The sequence below is a fragment of the Streptomyces sp. NPDC091682 genome, assembly GCF_044756625.1.
Classification (GTDB): domain Bacteria; phylum Actinomycetota; class Actinomycetes; order Streptomycetales; family Streptomycetaceae; genus Streptomyces.
In genome coordinates, this window is the sequence record NZ_JBIVTH010000022.1 from 32,349 (window position 1) to 51,955 (window position 19,607).

Annotated in this window: 18 protein-coding genes and 1 tRNA gene; 6 read left to right on the forward strand and 13 right to left on the reverse strand. The window is 71.0% G+C overall.

Annotation, left to right across the window (positions count from 1 at the left end; translation table 11 throughout):
• Positions 1 to 67: 67 nt before the first annotated feature.
• The gene (locus ACIQK6_RS35085; protein ID WP_329101546.1) at positions 68 to 1,585 is read left to right on the forward strand and encodes a hypothetical protein; all 1,518 of its coding nucleotides are present in this window, start codon (positions 68 to 70) and stop codon (positions 1,583 to 1,585) included.
• Between the two features lie 114 nt (positions 1,586 to 1,699).
• Here ACIQK6_RS35085 and hppD read toward each other — a convergent pair whose 3' ends face one another.
• Positions 1,700 to 2,851: a 4-hydroxyphenylpyruvate dioxygenase gene (hppD, locus tag ACIQK6_RS35090; protein ID WP_329101544.1), complete on the reverse strand. Its 1,152-nt coding sequence runs from the start codon at positions 2,849 to 2,851 to the stop codon at positions 1,700 to 1,702.
• Positions 2,852 to 2,992: 141 nt separating this feature from the next.
• Between hppD and ACIQK6_RS35095 the strand changes: the two genes are divergently transcribed.
• From ACIQK6_RS35095 to ACIQK6_RS35105, 3 genes are all read left to right on the forward strand, one after another.
• On the forward strand, positions 2,993 to 3,475 hold the full coding sequence (locus tag ACIQK6_RS35095; RefSeq protein ID WP_329101542.1) for an Lrp/AsnC family transcriptional regulator: 483 nt from the start codon (positions 2,993 to 2,995) through the stop codon (positions 3,473 to 3,475).
• 75 nt (positions 3,476 to 3,550) lie between these two features.
• Positions 3,551 to 4,189, forward strand: coding sequence for an ArsR/SmtB family transcription factor (locus ACIQK6_RS35100; protein ID WP_402696598.1), 639 nt, complete (start codon positions 3,551 to 3,553; stop codon positions 4,187 to 4,189).
• Positions 4,190 to 4,336: 147 nt separating this feature from the next.
• Positions 4,337 to 5,632, forward strand: coding sequence for an MFS transporter (locus tag ACIQK6_RS35105; protein WP_329101540.1), 1,296 nt, complete (start codon positions 4,337 to 4,339; stop codon positions 5,630 to 5,632).
• On the opposite strand, the gene ACIQK6_RS35110 is transcribed toward ACIQK6_RS35105, so the two are convergent.
• The 6 genes from ACIQK6_RS35110 to ACIQK6_RS35135 form a co-directional block, all read right to left on the reverse strand.
• Entirely contained in the window at positions 5,562 to 6,359 is a 798-nt protein-coding gene (locus ACIQK6_RS35110; RefSeq protein ID WP_402696601.1) for a S16 family serine protease, read from the reverse strand. The genes ACIQK6_RS35105 and ACIQK6_RS35110 overlap by 71 nt on opposite strands.
• A gap of 204 nt (positions 6,360 to 6,563) precedes the next feature.
• Positions 6,564 to 7,205 (reverse strand): IclR family transcriptional regulator, encoded by a 642-nt coding sequence (locus ACIQK6_RS35115; protein ID WP_189747270.1) that lies wholly within the window; start codon positions 7,203 to 7,205, stop codon positions 6,564 to 6,566.
• 502 nt (positions 7,206 to 7,707) lie between these two features.
• Complete coding sequence (locus tag ACIQK6_RS35120; protein WP_329101533.1) at positions 7,708 to 9,492, reverse strand: DEAD/DEAH box helicase; 1,785 nt, start codon at positions 9,490 to 9,492, stop codon at positions 7,708 to 7,710.
• A 136-nt stretch (positions 9,493 to 9,628) separates the two neighbouring features.
• Positions 9,629 to 10,042, reverse strand: coding sequence for a type II toxin-antitoxin system death-on-curing family toxin (locus tag ACIQK6_RS35125; RefSeq protein WP_329101531.1), 414 nt, complete (start codon positions 10,040 to 10,042; stop codon positions 9,629 to 9,631).
• Entirely contained in the window at positions 10,039 to 10,239 is a 201-nt protein-coding gene (locus ACIQK6_RS35130) for a hypothetical protein (RefSeq protein ID WP_329101529.1), read from the reverse strand. Before ACIQK6_RS35130 ends, ACIQK6_RS35125 begins: the two co-directional genes overlap by 4 nt.
• 79 nt (positions 10,240 to 10,318) lie before the next feature.
• A complete protein-coding gene (locus ACIQK6_RS35135) occupies positions 10,319 to 11,782 on the reverse strand; it encodes an MFS transporter (RefSeq protein WP_402696604.1) in 1,464 nt (487 codons plus the stop codon).
• 180 nt (positions 11,783 to 11,962) lie between these two features.
• On the opposite strand from ACIQK6_RS35135, the gene ACIQK6_RS35140 reads away from it, so the two are divergent.
• Both ACIQK6_RS35140 and ACIQK6_RS35145 read left to right on the forward strand, forming a co-directional pair.
• Positions 11,963 to 12,034 (forward strand) — tRNA-Cys (locus ACIQK6_RS35140).
• A gap of 446 nt (positions 12,035 to 12,480) precedes the next feature.
• Positions 12,481 to 12,918 (forward strand): hypothetical protein, encoded by a 438-nt coding sequence (locus ACIQK6_RS35145; protein WP_329101527.1) that lies wholly within the window; start codon positions 12,481 to 12,483, stop codon positions 12,916 to 12,918.
• A gap of 111 nt (positions 12,919 to 13,029) precedes the next feature.
• Here ACIQK6_RS35145 and ACIQK6_RS35150 read toward each other — a convergent pair whose 3' ends face one another.
• From ACIQK6_RS35150 to ACIQK6_RS35175, 6 genes are read right to left on the reverse strand one after another with little or no spacing between them, the layout of a single operon-like run.
• Positions 13,030 to 13,572 (reverse strand): hypothetical protein, encoded by a 543-nt coding sequence (locus ACIQK6_RS35150; protein WP_329101525.1) that lies wholly within the window; start codon positions 13,570 to 13,572, stop codon positions 13,030 to 13,032.
• Entirely contained in the window at positions 13,572 to 15,854 is a 2,283-nt protein-coding gene (locus ACIQK6_RS35155; RefSeq protein ID WP_402696606.1) for a hypothetical protein, read from the reverse strand. Before ACIQK6_RS35155 ends, ACIQK6_RS35150 begins: the two co-directional genes overlap by 1 nt.
• A gap of 8 nt (positions 15,855 to 15,862) precedes the next feature.
• A complete protein-coding gene (locus ACIQK6_RS35160) occupies positions 15,863 to 16,279 on the reverse strand; it encodes a hypothetical protein (protein ID WP_402696608.1) in 417 nt (138 codons plus the stop codon).
• Between the two features lie 45 nt (positions 16,280 to 16,324).
• Positions 16,325 to 17,500: a type VII secretion-associated serine protease mycosin gene (mycP, locus tag ACIQK6_RS35165; RefSeq protein ID WP_402696610.1), complete on the reverse strand. Its 1,176-nt coding sequence runs from the start codon at positions 17,498 to 17,500 to the stop codon at positions 16,325 to 16,327.
• Between the two features lie 21 nt (positions 17,501 to 17,521).
• On the reverse strand, positions 17,522 to 18,967 hold the full coding sequence (locus ACIQK6_RS35170; protein WP_329101517.1) for a hypothetical protein: 1,446 nt from the start codon (positions 18,965 to 18,967) through the stop codon (positions 17,522 to 17,524).
• Entirely contained in the window at positions 18,967 to 19,518 is a 552-nt protein-coding gene (locus ACIQK6_RS35175; protein WP_329101515.1) for a hypothetical protein, read from the reverse strand. Before ACIQK6_RS35175 ends, ACIQK6_RS35170 begins: the two co-directional genes overlap by 1 nt.
• Positions 19,519 to 19,607: the final 89 nt, after the last annotated feature.

Consider the following 19,607-nt stretch of genomic DNA (forward strand, 5'->3'; position numbering starts at 1 on the left):
TGTGAACACGACCGCGCCCCCCTTCGGACACCTCGGTGAGCTCTTCATATTGACGCACAGTGACCCCATGGACCGTATCGACGAGGAATCGCAGACGCCGGCGCCGCCCGTGACCTTCACCGGCCGCAAGACGCTCGTGGCGGCCGCGGTCGCCGTGGTCCTGATCGCCGGTGCCCTGCTGATCCGGCCCGCCCGGACCGCTGACGACGCCCGTCCGCCGGAGCCGGGCGATCGTGCCGCGTCGGCGTTGGGCATGGGGGCGCCCGCGTCGGCGGTGGACTTGGCGGCGCTGGTGGCGGACCGGGAGAAGTGGCTCGCGGCGCATCCGGACGATGACGCCTCGTGGGCCGTGCTCGGCTCCGCGTACCTCGAACAGGCGCGACGGACGGCCGATTCCGGCTGGTTCCCGAAGGCGGAGAAGGCCCTGAAGCGCTCGTTGGAGGGCCGTCCGGCCGAGAAGGGCAACTTCGACGCGATGACGGGCATGGGCGCGCTGGCCAATGCCCGGCGGGACTACGGGACGGCCCGCAAGTGGGGTGAGCTCGTACGGGCGCAGGCGCCCAAGCGGTGGACGGCCTACCCGGTGCTGGTGGACGCGTACACCGGGCTCGGCGACTACAAGGGCGCGCAGAAGGCGATGGAGCTGCTGCTGGACATGCGGCCGGGACTGGCCGCGTACGTCAGGGCCTCGCAGGTCTACCGGGACCGCGGCTGGCGCGAGGACGCGGTGGTGGCGATGGAGCACGCGGCGGGTGCCGCGAAGGCCCCGGCGGAGAAGGCGTACGCGTTGTTCCGTCTCGGGGAACTGTCGTGGGAGCGGGGCGACGCGGCCGAGGCGCTGCGGCAGTACGAGGGCGCGCTGCGGACGGATCCGGCGCAGGCGGAGGCCCTCGGTGGCCGGGCCCGTGCGCTGGCCGCGCTGGGGCGCGGCGGCGAGGCGGTACGGGACTACCGGCTGGCGCTGGGCCGGTCGGCGCTGCCGCAGCTGGCGCGGGAGCTCGGCGAGCTGCTGGACGCGCTGGGCCGGGGACCGGAGGCGCGCGCCCAGTACGGGGCGCTGACCACGATGGTGGCCCGGGACAGCCGCAACGGGGTCGACGACGTGGTGCTCCTCGGTCTGTACGAGGCGGACCACGGCGATGCGACGGCGGCGGTGCGGCGCCTGTCGCAGGAGTGGTCGCGGCACAAGAGCGTGCAGGTCGCGGACGCGCTGGGGTGGGCGCTGCACCAGACCGGCGAGGACGCGGCGGCGCTGGAGTACGCGAAGAAGGCCACGGAGCCGGGGCTGCGCAGCGCCGACTTCGCCTTCCACCGGGCGATGATCGAACGCGGCCTGGGTGACGAGGAGGCGGCCCGCCGCCACTTCCAGGAGGCCATGCGGACGAACCCGCACTTCTCACCGCTGCGCGCGCCGGTGGCGAAGGAGGCCCTGGCATCGATCGCGCAGCCGCCGGCGGGGGGTCCGGAGAACGTCCGGCCGACCGCTCCGTGGGTGGAGCCGGAGCTCCCGAAGGCGGAGAAGCCGACGTCGACCCCGACCCCGACCCCGACACCGACGCCCGCACCGAAGCCGACGGGGCGCTGACGGCGCTGGCCGCAGGGGGCGGCCTGCGCGAACACGAGGGCGCCGCACCCGTGAACGGGTGCGGCGCCGGGCCCCCCTCGGGCCGTGCTGTGAACCTGCGGGCCGAGCCGGAGGCTAGAGGTTGCCGCGCTTGTCCTGCTCGCGCTCGATCGCCTCGAACAGGGCCTTGAAGTTGCCCTTGCCGAAGCCCATCGAACCGTGCCGCTCGATGATCTCGAAGAAGACCGTCGGGCGGTCCTGCACCGGCTTGGTGAAGATCTGCAGCAGGTAGCCGTCCTCGTCGCGGTCGGCCAGGATCTTCAGTTCGCGCAGCTCGTCGATCGGCACCCGGGTGTCGCCGACCCACTCGCCGAGGGTGTCGTAGTAGGTGTCCGGGACGGACAGGAACTGGACGCCCGCCGCGCGCATCGAGCGGACGGTGGAGACGATGTCGTTCGAGGCCAGCGCGATGTGCTGGACACCGGGGCCGTTGTAGAACTCCAGGTACTCGTCGATCTGCGACTTCTTCTTCGCGATCGCCGGCTCGTTGATCGGGAACTTGACCTTCTTGGTGCCGTCCGCGACCACCTTGGACATCAGCGCCGAGTACTCGGTCGCGATGTCGTCGCCCACGAACTCCTTCATGTTCGTGAAGCCCATGACCTTGTTGTAGAACGCGACCCACTCGTTCATCCGGCCGAGCTCGACGTTGCCGACGCAGTGGTCGATGGCCTGGAAGGTGCGCTTGGCCGGGGGCTCGACCATCGGGTCGACGGCCTCGTAGCCCGGCAGGTAGGGGCCGGTGTAGTCGCGGCGCTCGACCAGCGTGTGGCGGGTCTGGCCGTAGGTCGCGATCGCGGCCAGCACGACCGTGCCGTTCTCGTCCTTGACCTCGTACGGCTCGTCCAGCCCGCGGGCGCCCTGCTCGACGGCGTACGCGTACGCCGCACGGACGTCCGGGACCTCGATGGCGAGGTCGATCACGCCGTCGCCGTGCTCGGTGACGTGCTCGGCGAGGAAGCGGCCGTGGTCGGTCGTCGCCTTGATGACCGAGGTCAGCACGAAGCGCGCGGAGCCGTTGGTCAGGACGTAGCTGGCCGTCTCGCGGGAGCCGGTCTCCGGTCCGGAGTAGGCCACGAGCTTCATGCCGAAGGCGGTCGAGTAGTAGTGCGCGGCCTGCTTGGCGTTGCCGACGGCGAAGACGACCGCGTCCATGCCCTTCACCGGGAAGGGGTCGGCCTCACGCGCGGTGTGCGGAGTGGTTTCGAGGTTCAGGGACTCAGTCATGAGCGCAGAGTCCCGCCGATCCACAAGCTGCGCAATAGTTTCCAGTTTGACTGTACAAACTGCCCAGGATGACCGCAGGCTGGTTGAAACATCTGTGCACTATGACCACCCACGAGCACGCGTGGGCACCCGGAGGCATCCATGGGCATCGACGAACTCGACGGCCGGCTCATCGTCCTGCTCGCCCGGGAGCCGCGGATCGGGGTCCTGGAGGCCTCGCGGCGGCTCGGCGTGGCCCGCGGGACCGTACAGGCGCGGCTGGACCGGCTCCAGTCGAGCGGGGTCATCCGCGGGTTCGGCCCGCAGGTCGACCCGACGGCCCTCGGGTATCCGGTGACCGCGTTCGCGACGCTGGAGATCAAGCAGGGGCAGGGCGCCGACGTACGGGCGCACCTGAACGGGGTGCCGGAGGTGCTGGAGCTGCACACCACCACCGGACACGGGGACATGCTGTGCCGGTTGGTGGCCCGGTCCAATGCCGACCTCCAGCGGGTGATCGACCGCGTCGTCGGCTTCGAGGGGATCGTGCGGGCCTCGACGGCGATCGTGATGGAGAACCCCGTACCACTGCGGATCATCCCGCTGGTGGAGCAGGCGGCGGAGGACGACAGCCGGACCCAGTGACGCGGACGCTCCTCGCAAAGGGTTCTTTGCAAATAACCCCTTGCAGAGAACCCTTTGCATCTCTAGGGTCGGGGCATGCCCGAGAGCCGCCCCCAGAACCGTCCCGAGAAGCCTCCCGAGAGCACGCCCGCCGAAGGGCGGGAGCCCGTGGAACCCACCCTCCGCATGCTCGACGCCCGCGCCCTGCGCGGTCTCGCCCACCCCCTGCGGATGCAGCTGCTGGCCGATCTGCGCCGGAAGGGCCCGGCCACCGCTTCCCAACTCGCCGAACGCTTCGGCGAGTCCAGCGGCTCCACCAGCTACCACCTGCGCCAGCTCGCCGCGCACGGCTTCGTCGAGGACGCGGTCGGGCACGGCAAGGGTCGTGAGCGCTGGTGGCAGGCCGTGCACGAGGGCACCGGCTTCGACGGATCGCTGATCCACGACGCCGACCCGGCCACGAGCGGCGCGGCCGCGGTCTTCCTGCAGGCCGTCGCCTCGAACCACACCCAGGAGGTCTCCGCCTGGATCTCCGAGGCGCAGAACCGGCTGGGCCACTGGGAACCCGGCGCCGACCTCAGCGACTTCACCCTGCGGCTGACGCCCGCGCAGAGCGAGGAACTGATCGGCCGGCTGCACGACGTGGTCAACACCTACCGGGACCTGCCCGAGGCGGAGGACACCCGGACCGTCCGCATCCACACGCACGTCCTCCCGCGCTCCGCGTCGGAGTAGCCCCGCCAGAGCCCCCGGGGAGCTCCGCCCAGAAGCCCGCCGAAGCCCCTCACCCGCCTCTCCGCAGCGCCGAAGGAGTCCTGCCGTGCGCGTCTTAGTCCGCGTCCTCCCCCGCCACACCCTCCTCCACAACGCCCCGAGCGCGATATGAGCCGGCGCCCGCTGGTCGGCGTACTGGCCGCCAACACCATTTCCATTGCCGGTAGTTCACTCACCCTCATCGGCGTCCCGTGGTTCGTGCTCCAGACCACGGGCAGTGCCGGCCGGGCCGGGGTCGTCGCCTTCTGCGCCACCCTGCCCGTCATCGTGGCCGCCCTGGTCGGCGGACCGGTCATCGACCGGATCGGCCGCCGCCGCGTCTCCGTCGCCTCGGACCTGATCAGCGGCCTGTCGGTCGGCGCGATCCCGCTGCTGCACTACGCGGGCGTGCTGGAGTTCTGGATGCTGTGCGCGCTGATGGCCGTCGGCGGCCTCGTGCACACCCCGGGCCTGACCGCCCGCGCCGTGCTCCTGCCGAACCTCGCCGAACACGCCGGCACCACCATCACCCGGGCCGCCAGCGTCTACGATGCGGTCTTTCGCGGCGCCCGGATGATCGGGGCCGCGGTGGCCGGGCTGCTCATCGCGGCGTTCGGCGCCGAGACCGTGCTGCTGCTGGACGCGGCGACCTTCGGGGCGTCGGCGCTCCTGGTCGCCGTCTTCCTGCGCGGAGTCCCGGCCGCCGAACCGCACCGCACGATCGGAAAGGTGTCCTTCACGGCCTACCGCGCCGAACTCGCTGAAGGTTGGGCCTTCATGACCCGTACCCGGCTGCTGCTGGGCGTCACGGTGATGGTGATGATGACCAACGGGCTGGACCAGGGCTGGTCCGCGGTCCTGCTGCCGGTCCACGGCCGGGAGACCCTCGGCGGCGCCACCACGATCGGCTTGATGATCTCCCTCTTCGGAGGCTTCGCCCTGCTGGGCGCCCTGCTCTACGGAATGTGGGGCGAGCGCTTCCCGCGCCGCGCGGTGTTCACGGCGGCCTTCCTGCTCTCCGGGGCGACCCGGTACGTGGTGGCCGCCCTCACGGACACGACCCTGCCGCTCGCGGTGACGATGGCCCTGGCCGGCCTGGGCATGGGCATGCTCAACCCGATCCTGACCACCGTCATGTACGAGCAGGTGCCGGAGGCGCTGCGCAGTCGCGTCTCGGGCGTGGCCACGGCGGGCTGCGAGCTGACCATGCCGATGGGCGGACTCGCCGCCGGTCTGCTGGTCGACGGGTTCGGGGTGACGACGGCGCTGCTGCTGTTCGGCGGCACGTACCTGCTGACGACGCTCTCCCCGATGGTCTTCCCGGCCTGGCGCGGACTGGACCGCGGGCCGGCCGTCAGCAGGACGGAGCCGGCTCTCCCCGGTTCAGCGCGCGAAGCGAGTTCACCGCATCCGTCAGCGAAGTGACGGGTACCAGCCGCAGCCCCTCGGGGAGCTCCGACAGGGCGTCCGCGCACTCGGCCTTCGGTACGAGGAACACGCTCGCGCCGTCGCGCCGCGCGGCCTGGGTCTTCAGGGCCACCCCGCCGACCGCGCCGACCTGACCGTCGGCGGTGATGGTGCCCGTACCGGCGACGCTGCGACCGCCGGTGAGATCGCCTCCGCTGCCGTCACCGTCGAGCTTGTCGACGATGCCGAGGGAGAAGAGGAGCCCGGCGCTCGGGCCGCCGACGTCGGCGAGGTTGAGCTCGACCTTCACGTCCTTGGGGTCCTTGTGGAGGAAGCCGAGGGCCGCGTCGGTGGCGGCCGACTGCGACTTGGTCATCTCCTCCAGGTTGTGCTTCTCGATCTCCTCGTCGCTTCCGCCCGAGGAGTAGACGGCCTCCCTGGGCATGACCGCCTGATCGGTCTTGAACCAGTGGCCGATGAGTTCGTGCAGCCTCATGGTCGAGGACGGACCGGTGGCCCGGATGGTGGTCATCCGCAGCTCGCCCTTGGTGTCCCGGACCGGGGCGCCGGTCACCGTGATGACCGGCTTGCCCTGGTCGGAGCCCAGGACGTCGGCCGTAAGCCCGGGGATGGCGACCACGAAGGGCAGCGGCGCGAAGGCCGCGGCGGCGAACAGCCCGAGCACGGCCACGGCGCAGACGGCCAGGGCGGCGGGACGCGGCAGACGTGTGAGGCGTGAGAGCACCCGCCCAATCTATCCGGCCGCCCCACCGGCCCTGCCGGGCCACCCCGCCGACCGATGCAGCCCGGCCGGCCAATCCCAGCCCCGCCGGCGCTTGAGGCGACCCTTCAGCCCCGCCGGCGCTTGAGGCGCGGGGGTCCGGGGGCAGCGCCCCCGGCAACGGCGCCGCACCCGGCATCCGGGATCCGGGATCCGCCGAGCCCGCGGCTAGCGAAGGGCGTCGGCGACCTCGCGCGCCGCGTCGACCACCCGCGGCCCGACCCGCTCCGGCACCGCGTCCGACAGCATGACGACGCCGACGCTGCCTTCCAGCCCGGTGATGCCCACGAGCGGCGCGGCGGCGCCACTGGCGCCCGCTTCCAGCTCCCCGTGGGTCAGCGTGTACCCCGGCTCGATCAGGGAGCCCTGACGGGCTGCCAGGATGGCCCGCCCGGCGGCCCCGCGGTCCAGCGGGTGGCGGAAGCCGGCCCGGTAGGCCACGTGGTAGTCCGTCCAGGTCGGCTCCACGACGGCGACGGCGAGCGCCTCGGTGCCGTCGACGAGGGTCAGGTGCGCGGTGGCACCTATGTCCTCGGCGAGGGACCGCAGCGCGGGCAGGGCTGCCTCGCGTACGAGCGGATGGACCTGTCGGCCCAGCCGCAGCACTCCGAGGCCGACCCGGGCCCGGCCGCCGAGGTCGCGGCGGACCAGGGCGTGCTGTTCGAGGGTGGCGAGGAGCCGGTAGACCACGGTGCGGTTCACACCGAGGCGGTTGGAGAGCTCGGTGACGGTCAGACCGTGGTCGGTGTCGGCGAGCAGTTTGAGGACTCTGAGCCCTCTGTCGAGAGTCTGGGAGGTCTCCGCGGTCACGACGCCTCTCCCTCTTTCGGTGAGCGGCGGTGACTCTCGGGGTGGCACGTCGCCGGTCCCGCGGCGACGCACGGAGAGGCCGCCGGTAGCGGCCATTGCACCGGCTGCGCTCCCGCGGCGGCGCTGCCACGGTGCGTTTGATGCGGGGACATTAGCGAGCAGGTCCGCTCAGCGGAAGGGCTCGTCCAGAATCCGGGCGCGCGCTACCTGTTTGTGCCGTTTCCTGATCGTCGTCGGTGTCAATTCGTGACCTCGTTTGCCACAGGGCGCCTTTGCCGGCCCATTGCTCCGAGCATGTTCAAAACGACTGTGATCGGCTCCGGGGGATGCTCCCACGCACGCTCGGAACCCCCTGCGGTGTCGACACCTCCGGCTGCACTCCTTCAGCCCGGCGGGAGCAAAAGCAAAACCGGCACCGATCGCCGACGCCGCCCGAGCACGAAACGGCGGACGGGGTCCGTGCGAACCTCCGCACGGACCCCGTCCCCCACTTCGTAGGAGCTCACCGCATACGGGTGGCCCACTCCTGCACCTTCTTGATCCGCTCGCGCAGCTGCCCCGCGGTCGCCTCCGCGCTCGGCGGACCGCCGCACACCCGGCGCAGCTCCGTGTGGATCACCCCGTGCGGCTTCCCGCTCTGGTGGACGTAGGCGCCCACCATCGTGTTCAGCGACTTTCGCAGCTCCAGCAGCTCCTTGTGCGAGACCACGGGTCGCCGGTCCGCCGGCAGCTCCAGCAGGTCCGCGTCCGCGTCCGGCTTGCGCCGGCTGTGCGCGATCTGCCGCGACTGCCGCTTCTGCAGCAGCATCTGCACCTGGTCCGGCTCCAGCAGCCCGGGGATGCCGAGGTAGTCCTGCTCCTCCTCGCTGCCGGGGTGGGCCTGCATGCCGAACTCGGCGCCGTCGTAGAGGACCCGGTCGAAGACCGCGTCGGACTCCAGCGCCTCGAAGGACATCTGCTCGTCGTCGCCGGTGTCCTCGTCCTCCTGCTTGTTCGCCTCGTCCATCTCCTTCTCGGACTCGGCGTACGGATCCTCCTCGCCCTGCTTCTTCGGCTTGTCGAGGACGTGGTCGCGCTCGACCTCCATCTCGTTGGCGAAGCCGAGGAGGTAGGGAATGGTCGGCAGGAACACGGACGCGGTCTCGCCGCGCCTGCGCGAACGCACGAAGCGGCCGACGGCCTGCGCGAAGAACAGCGGCGTCGAGATCGTGGTGGCGTAGACGCCCACCGCGAGGCGCGGCACGTCGACGCCCTCGGACACCATCCGGACCGCGACCATCCAGCGGCTGCCGTCCTCGCTGAACTCGTCGATCCGCTTCGACGCGCCGGTGTCGTCGGAGAGCACCACGGTCGCCTTGCTGCCCGTGATCTCGCGGAGCAGCTTGGCGTAGGCGCGCGCCGAGTCCTGGTCGGAGGCGATGACGAGGCCGCCGGCGTCCGGGATGCCCTTCCTGACCTCCGTCAGCCGCTGGTCGGCGGCGCGCAGCACGTTCGGCATCCAGTCGCCGCGCGGGTCCAGCGCCGTGCGCCAGGCCTGGGAGATGGCGTCCTTGGTCATCGGCTCGCCGAGCCGGGCGGCGATCTCGTCGCCGGCCTTGGTCCGCCAGCGCATGTTGCCGCTGTAGGAGAGGAAGATGACCGGCCGGACGACGCCGTCGCCGAGCGCGTTCCCGTAGCCGTAGGTGTAGTCGGCGGAGGAGCGTCGGATGCCGTCGTTCCCCTCCTCGTACGTGACGAAGGGGATCGGGTTCGTGTCGGACCGGAAGGGCGTTCCGGTCAGGGCCAGGCGCCGGGTCGCCGGGTCGAAGGCTTCCAGGCAGGCCTCGCCCCATGACTTCGAGTCACCGGCGTGGTGGATCTCGTCGAGGATGACGAGGGTCTTGCGCTGCTCACAGCGGTTGCGGTGCAGCATCGGCCGTACGCCGACACCCGCGTAGGTGACGGCGACGCCGTGGTAGTCCTTGCTGAGCGGTCCGGCGGAGTACTCGGGGTCGAGCCGGATGCCTATCCGGGCCGCCGCCTCCGCCCACTGCTTCTTCAGGTGTTCGGTCGGCGCGACGACGGTCACCTGCTGGACGACGTGGTGGTGCAGCAGCCAGGAGGCGAGGGTCAGCGCGAAGGTGGTCTTGCCGGCGCCGGGCGTGGCGACCGCGAGGAAGTCCCGCGGCTGGTTCTGGATGTAGCGGTCGAGCGCCCCCTGCTGCCAGGCACGCAGCTTGTTGGCGGTACCCCAGGGGGCACGGCCGGGGAAGGCGGGTGAGAGATGGTGGGAGGCGGTAGTAGTCACGGTCTCCGGTTCGTGCTCTCGGCGTATCTGGTACGGGTGGCAGGCAGTCGTACGTAGGACAACCGGGCCACCCTACCGGCCCGGGCCCGCCCCTCGCGGAGGGACAGGCCCGTGACCTCGGCGGGTGCGGCGAGCGTCACATCGGCGGGACGACCAGTGCCCGCAGCCGGGCCGCGATCCGCGCGACATCGCTCTCGTGACCGGCGGCCACGTCGATGACCAGCGCGTGGGCGACCTCCTGGTCCACGCCACCCGGATCGACCCCGTTCACGGCGAGGAAGGTCGCCGCGGCGAGCCAGGCGGTGCGCTTGTTCCCGTCCACCAGGGGGTGGTTGGTCGCGATGCCGTGGAGCAGCGCGGCGGCCTGCTCGTACGGGTCCTCGTAGGCGGGGGTCCCGAACATGCGGGCCCGCGGCCGGTGCACCGCCGACTCCAGGAGTCCGGGGGCGCGCAGTTCGACCGGCTGGTCCTGGGCCAGGCAGGCGTGCCGGGCCAGGTCGAGGACCTCGGCGAGCGTGAGGTGGCGCACCGGAGCCGTGGGCGCGCTCATTCGCCGAGCCGCTTCAGCAGGGGCGCGTGCCGCTGCGCGAGGCGCAGCGCCTCGGCGCCGACCCGGTTGCGCTCTGCTCGCAGCAGCGCCCGTACGGCTTCCAGGACGAGCTCCTCGGGCGACGTGCCCGTCGCGTCGGCGAGGTCGGCGCACTCCGCGCGCTCGGCGTCGGAGAGTCTGATGATCAGCTCGTTCATGGGCGGAAGGGTAGTGCGGCCGCCGGTCGTGGCGCACCCGGATTGGCCGGCGCCCGGCAGGTCCGGGTCGTCCGGGCGGTCAATCCTTGGTGGGAGCCCCGGCCGGGTGCAGCCGGGTCGCCACCCAGGCCCCCACCAGCGCCACGCAGGCCATCGGCAGGAACACCGCGGCGAACGCGGCCGGGTGCGAGGCCGGGGCGCCCTCCGTCAGGGTGTGGGAGGCGCCGACGGCGCCGCCGCCCAGCGCGGCGAACGCTGCGCCCCCGCCGGCCAGCAGCACCACGTTCGCCAGCGCGTCCGAGATCTGCAGCGAGGCGGAGTTGGAGCCTGCTTCCTCCGGCGCCGACAGCTGGAGCAGCAGCACGCTCGTGGAGCCGATCACCAGGCCCATGCCGAGGCAGCCGACCGCCCAGGCCAGCGCCAGCGTCCACACCGGCACGGACTCGATCAGCACGGCGGGCGCCGCGGCGATGGCCAGGGCCACCAACACCATGCCGATCACCATCAGCCGCTGCCGGTAGGGGGCCGTCCGCCCCTGCGACTGCACCCACGAGCCGCCCGCCCAGGTCACCCCGCCCAGCGCGAGCGAGAACCCGGCCATCGTCGGGCTCAGCCCCCGCTGGGTGACCAGCATCAGCGGCACGAAGCTCTCGGCGGCGATGAACGACCCGGCGGCGACCCCGCGCAGCAGCACCACGGACGGCAGCCCGCGCCGCGCCCGGTAGGTCCCGCGCGGCAGCAGCCCCAGCACGGCGGGCACGAGCAGGGCCGCGCCGGCGATGCCCGGCGCCAGCGACAGCCACCGCAGGTCCTGGGCGGCGTACTGGAGCAACCCGGCCCCCGCCGAGATGCCGAGGGCCAACCGGATCCGCCGCCGGTCGAATGCCGCGGGCGGGGCGTCGGGGTCGACGGGCCCGGACGCGGTCCGCCGTATCGCGGGGAGCGCCACCACCAGGGGGACCACTACCAGGGCCGGTATCCCGAGGAAGACCCACCGCCACCCGAGGTGCTCGGTGACCGTCCCGGAGGCCAGCGGTCCGACGATCGAGGGAACCACCCAGCTCGCGGCGAAGGCGGCCATGATCGCGGGCCGCAGCCGCTCCTCGTAGGCCCGGCTGACGACGACGTACAGGGCGACGATGACCAGCCCGCCACCGAAGCCCTGCACGGCCCGGCCGAGCACGAACACCCACATGACCCCGGCGGTCCCGGAGATCACGAGCCCGGAGGCGAAGGCTGCGATCCCGACGGTCAGCGGCCGCAGCGGCCCCTGCCGGTCGGCCCACTGGCCGGCCAGGACCATGCCGAAGAGGCTGGTGGTGAAGTAGGCGGAGAAGGCGAAGGCGTAGAGCCCGATCCCCTCCAGCTCGCGGGCGGCGACGGGCATGGCCGTACCGACGGCGGTGGCCTCGAAGGCGATGAGGAAGACGACGGAGATGATCCCGATGCTGAGCGTCCGGTACGCGGGCCCGAGGATCCCGCCCCGGGGCGGGGGCGGGATCGGTGCGGTTCTCTGCGGCACACGGGGTTCAAGGACGCTCATCGCCCCAGAGTAAGGGGCCTAGCCCAGGATCGCTCCTGTCAATTCGACGGATCCCCTCCTCGTCCCGGAGACCTAGGACCGCCGGACTGTGAACGCGGCATGGCAGTCGCATTGCACGGTCCGCGCACCCCTTCCGGAGCCCCGCGAGCCCCCGTAGCGTCACTCGCGTCACCACCACACAGCCGTGTGCCCGAGTGGTTGAGGGACTCGCCTGCAAAGCGGGTTACGCCGGTTCGAATCCGGTCACGGCTTCGCGGCGGGCCGTCCAGGGGCAGGCGCACCCTTGGGCGGCCTTCGCCCTCTCCGGGTCCGGGCCGTCCCCACCGGGGCTCGTACCGACACTGCGCCCGCAACGACCCCGCCCGCACGACCGGTAGCCGACGTACGGTGCCCCGGCGCGGCAGCCGCCGCTCGAGCAGTTCGGCGGGGCGCGAGGTCATTGGCTCTTCGGATTCTCCGGGAGCACCCGCGCGGTGCGGGGGAACCGTTCCGGTTGCGGGCCGGGAGGCCCTGTAGGAATGTGGTGGGTGAAGGGCTGGGGGCTGCCTAATCAGCTGGTCAAAGCGCGGCAGACGAACCCCGGCCCGGTTCACGGACGACCCCTCGAAACCTGGCGATCTCCAACGCCACGCCTGTCGTGTCGGCGTCAGGGTCGGCCTCCACAGAACTACTCGTACGCCAAACGGGCAGGTGGTCCCATGTCTACGCGCACGTCCCGCATGTCCCGTATCTCCAGCAGGTCCCGCACTTGCGCGACCATGGCCCCGATCTTCGCCGCGGTGCTGGCAGGAAGCCTCCTGACGGCCGGTCAAGCCTCAGCGGCGCCCCCGGTCGGAACGGTCTCCTTCAGCGGCAAGGTGACGTGCAAGAACGCGTTCCCGGCCCCCAACAACTCCGTTCCCACCCGGGTATCGCTGGACAGCGATGAGGACGACGGGTCGGGTCCCACCAACAACCCGGTCAACCGCAGGGCGACGTTCGGCCCCATCAGCCTCGACACCCCGTTGGACGCGCCCTTCAGCCTCACGGCCGAAGTCACCTGCAAGGCGCCGGGGAAGCAGCCCCAAACGTTCACGAGGACCATCTCGCTGGACAGCCTCACCGAAGGCGACACGGTCGCGCTGAACATCAAGTAGGCGACCGCTCCACACCCTGCACACCGCCCCGTCAGACCAACGGTCTGACGGGGCGGTGCGTCTCAGGCGTCGATCACGTGTCGCTCACGCCGTCGCCGGGCGCTCACGTCCTCATGCGCCGCACTCGGTCTGCTGCTTGGCCGGCTCCAGGAACTTCGTCATGAGCGCGGTGAACAGCGCCCGCGAGGTGCCCGCCTCCACGTGCTCCACGGATCCGCTGAGGCCCAGCTCGAGCTCGAAGGAATCCTTGGGCCCCTTGCAGGTCAGGGCGACGCGCGCACCCGTGTCCCACACGATGCCCTTGTCACCGAGGGGCAGCGGTTCCGGCCCGGGCGGGTCGGTGGGCGGCCACACGAAGGCCTGCCCGAGGGGCTGGCGCGTGGCCGTGACGAGGACCCGGCCCTTGCCGTCGACGGCGACGTCACAGGTGGCGGACCGGCGCGAAGCGGTCAGCCGGGCATCGGCCGGCCCTGACACCTCCACCGTCTCGCCGTAGCCCATCAGGGGCTCCAGGTCGGATCGGGTGTAGACGCCGAAGCAGGTGCGCTCCGGCAACCGGGGGGCCGCGGACTTCTTCTCCTCCCCGCACCCGGTCAGAGCTGCCGCCCCGACCAGCACCGCGGCGAGCACGCGGGGGCCGACGACGCTGCGCATCAGGAGCCGCCGTTCGACGTGACGACGTGGCCGCGGCCAACCGCGTGGGCGTTCGCCGTCTCCGCCGAGGCCAGCCCGGCGAGGGCGTCGATGCTCCGCTGGCTCATCCCCGTCCCCTCCGCGGCCTTGCGGACCGATTGCTCCGCCGAACGGCCCGCCTCCAACTGCGCTTGCGTGTAGTCGAGCACGGCCTTGTGGTCGGCCTCCCCGGTCTTCTCCGCCTGGTCCTTCGTGGCCCGCTCGACCACGCCCTCCGTGATGTCCTCCTGGAGCCATTCCACGACGTCTCCGGCGAGCGGCACCATCTCCAGGTACTTTCCGCCCGCCGCGCTGATGGCCCGGTTGACCCATTTGGCGTTGTCCTCGACGCCCTTGACGTATTCCTCGGCCTTGTGGCCGTTCTCCGCGAACGTTCCCTCGGCCCTGGCCTCGGAAAGGATGCCCGCGATCTGACCACCGGGATGCACGGCGACCGTGATCGCCGCGTCGATCTCCTCGTACTCGCCGCGGTGCGCGATGACATCGTTGACGAGCGTCGTCGTGAACGCCCGCTGCCCGTTGGTGATGGCGCCGTACGCGTCCGGGTCCTGTCCCACCGCCCCGATGAACGCCGCCATGTCGGCCTTGTTGAACTCCGCCATCTCGCCGTTGGCCTTGATCATCCGGCTGCCGTTCTCCGCCGCCGCCTGGATGTCCGGCATGTACTCGGCCGCCATCTGGCCGAAGTGCCCGGACAGGCCGTTCAGCGGCCCGTCCGGTTCCCCCGGGGGCGCGTCGATCAGCTCGGGCTTGTCGCCGATCTTCTCGACGACCCGTTCCATGACGGCCGCCATCTCCTTGGTGTGCGGGACCGGCGGGGAGTCCTCGTCGCCGGGGCCGCGGTGCGAGACCGCCGCCATCAGGGCGTCACCGAGCGCCTGCTGGGCCGGGTGCAGGTCGCTGGCCCGGGTCATGTCGAAGCTGTCCGCGTACGGCTTCTGGTCGAGCATGTAGTCGACCATGCCCTGGGCCTTGCCGTGTTGGCCGCCGACCGGCTTGTCGTCCTTCGTGACGATGCCGTCCTTGTTGGTGTCCTCGCGGACCGGCTCGTTGAAGAACGCCGTCGCCGCGTCCGGGTTGTTGCCCAGCGCCTCCATCAGGCCGGTCAGCGGGTAGAAGCCGCGGCCGTCCCGGCCCTGGCTGAGGACCGAGTCCATCCCGTACGGGGTGTGGAACTCCCAGGCCCTCGGGTCCTTGCGGTCCATGGCGACCATGTCGCGGCCGACCGAGGTGAGGAACTCCGTGTCGTACTTCCCCTCGCGCAGCAGGGCCCCGAGGGCCTGGTAGCCGTAGATCTGCTGCACGCCGCCGTAGACGGCCATCTCCTTGCGGCCCGCCTTCATCAGCTGGGTCGTCCAGGCCGCATCGAGGTGGTTGGGGACGTCCTTGTGCGTCGCGAGCCCGAGCATCGCGCCCATGTCGCTCTGGATGTTCGCGACCATCAGCGCGCGGTCCTTGCCCGGCTGCCCCAGGCCCGTCGCGTCGAGGGACATCTTGGAGTACATCTCCAACGTGCCCTCGGCGCCGATCGTCCGGTAGAAGCCCGTGGCGAACTCGGGGTCCGTACGGTTGTCGTCGAGGAGTTCCTCCAGCTCGCGCAGCGCCTCGACGTTGCGCGCCGTGCCGCCGTCTCCGGTGACCTTCTTCATCAGGTCGGCGGCGCGGGCCGCCTGCTCGGCGTCGAGGGTGGTGAACCTGGCTCCGCTGAAGTCGTGGTCGTCGGCGACGTTCGCCTGGAGGACCCGGACCAGGGAGTCGTCGGCGTTCTGGGCGTCCTCGACCGCCCGGTTGATCCGGGCCTGCCACGCGTTGCGGGCCGTGTTCAGGGTCGCCTGGTAGTCGGGGTCGTGCCGGGCCGCGTTCCGCTCCCCCTCGGTGGGCAGCGGGACGGCGGTGACCCGCCCGTCGGCATCGATCTTGAAGCCGGCCGCCGGGGCCTCCGCGGCAAGCTTCTTCAGCTCGTCCTGGGCGGCCTTGAACGTCGCGTGCGCGTCGGCGAGGACCTGGTACATGCCCTGGGCGGCCTTGGCCGCGTCCTCGAACTCCTTGGCCGTCTTGTCGACGAACCCGCGCGCCACTCCTGCGGTGACCCCGCTCCACTCCGCCTTGTCGGACTTCGCCTTCATGCCGTTGCGAGCGGCCTCGGCCATCTCGTCCAGCTTGCCGGCCATCGCCGTCCAGTCGGTGACGGCCGTCTGGAGCTGGCCCAGGGGCGCGTTCATCACGTTCTCGTACGTCAGCATCCGGGCGCCTACTTCAGGTACTCGTCTATCGCGGACGCGGAGAAGTCCGCCTGGAGCTGCTGCTCGTCCTTGGCGTGGGAAGCGAGCGAGTAGTTCAGCCCGTTGGAGATGTTGGCGCAGGCGGCCACGAGGGTCTTCACCTGGCTCTCCCAGGCGCTGTTGGCCTTGAGCAGCGCCGCCCCGCTCGCGAAGGCCTCCTTGGTGAGGGCCCCGGCCGCCTCGGCGGTGGCGGTGGCGGCGTGCTTGCCGTCGGCCTGCAGGCGCGTGTGCAGCTTGTACGCCTCGGAGCCGATCGCACCGATGTGGTCCTGATTGAGCTCCAGGTCACCGCCACCGCCGGGGTCGGCGGGCGCCTGGTTGAGGCGCATGGTGACACTGGCGGTGGCCGTGGCGCGAGCCGCCGACCATTCCTCGTCGAACGACATCGCGAGAACTCCCGAAGGCAGGGTGCAGGTCAGATCGACACCGGGTCAGCGGTTGCGTCGTACGACGACCACGGTCACGGCTCCACCGATCAGCACGCAGGCTGCCAGACCGAGTCCGATCCAGGGAAGCGCGCTACCGGTCTTCTTCTCCCCGGCCTGAGCGGCGGGCTTGGACGCGGCGGCGTCGGGGGCCTTGGCGTCGGCGGACGCCGAGGGCTTCTTGGCTGCATCCGCCGCCGCGAGATCGGGCAACGGGTAGACATCGGCCGGACCGGGGTCACCGGGCGTCTGCAGCGCGACCCGGGGGCGGACCACGCCGTAGCCGACGTAGTCGTTGCGCTCGACGCCGTCGGTGGGCTTGCCGGCGGTGTTCAGCAGGACCCGCAGCACCTGGTTGTTGGTCCACTCGGGATGGGCGGACCAGATGAGGGCGGCGGAGGCGGAGGCGAGGGCTGTCGCGTCACTTGTGCCGTGCTGCTTGCAAACCCCCGTCTTGCCGCCGCACGCCGAGACAATGTCTACGCCGGGTGCGACCATGTCCACCTGAGGCCCGTGCTGCGACTCCGCAGTCGCCTTCCCCTTGGCATCTACTGCTCCTACGCCGACCACGCCAGGGGTCGCACCCGGGTACTTGACCTCGTTGTCTGCGTCCCCGGAATTCCCGACGGCAGCGAAGACCAGTTTCCCCTTCGAGAGGGCATACTTCACCGCTTCGGCCCTCGCTAGATCATCCTCCGGCTTGCTGGCGATCCCGAGGGAGATATTGATGATCTTTGCATCCGAGTCTGCTGCATATCTGATGGCCTCAACCCAGGGTGGGGTTGTCAACCCTTCAATATCAGAGACTCGGATGGGCAGAATCTTGGCAGCCGGTGCGAGGCCATAAGCGCCGTCACCCGTCGGGTGCTTCCCAGTGCCGGCGATGATCGCAGCCATAGCGGTGCCGTGTGAGCCGGCGGAAGTGCGCTCGTCGCCTGGGAGAGACGTTGCAAAATTCTTTCCAGGGACGACCTGGCCCTCCAGCTCAGGAACGTCCTTGACCCCGCCATCGATGACAGCAACAGTGACGCCCTTACCGGTGCTGACCTTCCAAATGTCGTCGACCTTCATGACGTCGAGATGCCATTGCTGCGATCGAATAGTCGCCGCGTGGGCCGGGGTCGCGGCGACCCCGGCCAGCAGGAGGCCCACCAGGGCCGAGGTCGCCTTGCGCATGCGCATCCCGTGCAACGTCCGTTCTGCTCAGTCGATCACAGGCGGGACAACGCGACGGCTCCCCTGCCAAGTCTCTTCATCTTCGGCCAGGTAGTCGGGGCGTTCGCCCCCCTGGTCGTTCCGTTGCCTACCCGGAGTCTGCGTGCCGGCGCCCGCGTGGCCCATGGGACCCATACCCGCGCCACCGACACCATTGCGCACGAGGCCCGAACCGCCCTGGGTGAACGGCTGACCGCCCACGACCGGCCGACCGACCGCACCGGTCTGACGTCCTCCGACGACGCCTCCCGGCTCCGAGGCCAGTCGGCGTCCGCCAGCGAAGCTGCCCTGGCTGCTGCCGTGGGCACCACCGCCGCCGTGGCCCATGCCTCCGCCACCCATGGGACGGGCCGCCTGGGCGCCTTCGCCGATGACCGTACCTCGCGGGATCCCCGCGCCGGGGCCGGTGGAGGTCACCGGGCGGCCGCCCATGATGCCGCTGTCACGCGGGGGCAGGCCTTGGATGCCACCGACCTTCCCGAGGGGACCGGTCGTGCCCGGGGCGGGGACGCCAGGGCCGAAAATGCCGGGGAGAGCCGGCATCTTCCCCCCACCGATCGGCGGGATTGCCATAGGCGGCACGAACGGGCCGGTGGGAGGTACGCCGGGGCCCGTGGGCAGCGGGCCACCAGGCGTCGTCGTCACCGGAGGCAGCGTCTGGCTCGGAGGTAGCGTGCCGACGGTGTCGAGGTCGACCTCCACGTCACGGTCGGGGGTTACCGGCGCGGGAGCAGTCGTCGTCGGTAGCGTGTTGTCCGGCTGCGACGGACGTCCTTGAACAGAGCCCGGCTCGTTCAAGGACGCGCTGCCCCCAGGACCTGTCATCGGGTACGACGAACCGGCGGATCCCACTGCTCCGGAGCCTCCACCAGACCGTTCCAGGTCGGCGGAACCACCGAGATCCGTCGGCATGAACTTCTCCGGCGGCGGCGGGAACGTCGGGATCTCTGCCTTGTTCATCTCGTCTGACGACAGTTGGTACGACTGCGCCAGGTTCGTCATCAGCCGCACCGCCTCGCGGTGGTCCGCGTCCAGCGTCGCCTGCGCATCCTTGCGGACCTGCGCCGCGTCCGGGTCGTTGTGGTGCTCGATGGCCGCGGCGAGGTTCTTGGTCGCGGTCGAGTCGACCGCGACCATCTTCGTGGCCTCGGTCATCGTTTGGACGACCTTGCCCATCCACTCCCCGCCCTTGGCGCTGTACTCACCCAGGCGCAGCGTCGCGTTGCCCGCGCGGCCCACCCACTCCTGGAAGGTGGCGGCGCCTTCGCCCTCCCAGCCGGTCACGACATGCTGCTTGAGCGCCTCGCCGATCGTCTCGATCTTCTTCGCGGCGGAAGCCAGTTGGTCGGCCCGCGCCTGGACCGAGGCCGGGTCCAGCGCAGCGACCATGTCCCGCATCTGCTGGTGCGTGAAGCCTTCGAATGACGTTGCCATCAGTAGGTAACTCCCGATGTGCTGGGCGACGGAGTCGGAGTCGTGGGCGTCGTCGGCTGGTTGGACGCTTCCAGGCGGCGCTTTTCCTCCGGCCACGGGTCACGTTCCTCCACGTACTCCGCCTTCGCCTCCTTGGCGATGGCGAGCATGCGCCGCTTGGTCTCCTCGTCGACGTCGCCGTAGCCCTTGCCCGCCGACAGGACCGCGATGCCCAGGGCCTCGATCGTCCCCGCCAGCCCCTTCGAGAGCTTCTGCAGTTCCGTGACCACCGTGTCGTACGACTTGAACAGCGCGTCGACCTCCGCGAAGCCCTTACCGAGCTTGCTGGACGGCAGTTTGTCGTCCGCCAGTTTCTTGTGGTCCGCGTCCGAGCCGGTGAGTTCGTCCAACAGGCCGTCCACCATGCGCTTGTACTCGGCCAGCGAGTCGAACTCGACCCGCAGTGCCGCACTGGCCGCACTGTAGGCCGCACCCGCGATCGCGCCGATGGGACCCGCGATCCCCAGCGCGAGGGCCGCCGTCACCTGGCTCGCCCCGTTGTCGTCTGCCACGTTAGCCTCCCCGACTCCCCGTCATCCCCGTGGTCGCGGCGTCTCCGCCGCTCCCCGTCCCCGTTCGCACCCGTGTCCGCGCGTACGCG

What these genes read in the sequence shown, in the direction of transcription:
- ACIQK6_RS35160 (WP_402696608.1), bottom strand. Translation starts at nt 16,279, where the DNA reads ATGTCGTTCGACGAGGAATGGTCGGCGGCTCGCGCCACGGCCACCGCC.
- ACIQK6_RS35145 (WP_329101527.1), top strand. Translation starts at nt 12,481, where the DNA reads ATGTCTACGCGCACGTCCCGCATGTCCCGTATCTCCAGCAGGTCCCGC.
- ACIQK6_RS35125 (WP_329101531.1), bottom strand. Translation starts at nt 10,042, where the DNA reads ATGAGCGCGCCCACGGCTCCGGTGCGCCACCTCACGCTCGCCGAGGTC.
- ACIQK6_RS35095 (WP_329101542.1), top strand. Translation starts at nt 2,993, where the DNA reads ATGGGCATCGACGAACTCGACGGCCGGCTCATCGTCCTGCTCGCCCGG.
- ACIQK6_RS35170 (WP_329101517.1), bottom strand. Translation starts at nt 18,967, where the DNA reads ATGGCAACGTCATTCGAAGGCTTCACGCACCAGCAGATGCGGGACATG.
- ACIQK6_RS35100 (WP_402696598.1), top strand. Translation starts at nt 3,551, where the DNA reads ATGCCCGAGAGCCGCCCCCAGAACCGTCCCGAGAAGCCTCCCGAGAGC.
- mycP (WP_402696610.1), bottom strand. Translation starts at nt 17,500, where the DNA reads ATGCGCATGCGCAAGGCGACCTCGGCCCTGGTGGGCCTCCTGCTGGCC.
- ACIQK6_RS35155 (WP_402696606.1), bottom strand. Translation starts at nt 15,854, where the DNA reads ATGCTGACGTACGAGAACGTGATGAACGCGCCCCTGGGCCAGCTCCAG.
- ACIQK6_RS35105 (WP_329101540.1), top strand. Translation starts at nt 4,337, where the DNA reads ATGAGCCGGCGCCCGCTGGTCGGCGTACTGGCCGCCAACACCATTTCC.
- ACIQK6_RS35085 (WP_329101546.1), top strand. Translation starts at nt 68, where the DNA reads ATGGACCGTATCGACGAGGAATCGCAGACGCCGGCGCCGCCCGTGACC.
- ACIQK6_RS35135 (WP_402696604.1), bottom strand. Translation starts at nt 11,782, where the DNA reads ATGAGCGTCCTTGAACCCCGTGTGCCGCAGAGAACCGCACCGATCCCG.
- ACIQK6_RS35130 (WP_329101529.1), bottom strand. Translation starts at nt 10,239, where the DNA reads ATGAACGAGCTGATCATCAGACTCTCCGACGCCGAGCGCGCGGAGTGC.
- ACIQK6_RS35150 (WP_329101525.1), bottom strand. Translation starts at nt 13,572, where the DNA reads ATGCGCAGCGTCGTCGGCCCCCGCGTGCTCGCCGCGGTGCTGGTCGGG.
- hppD (WP_329101544.1), bottom strand. Translation starts at nt 2,851, where the DNA reads ATGACTGAGTCCCTGAACCTCGAAACCACTCCGCACACCGCGCGTGAG.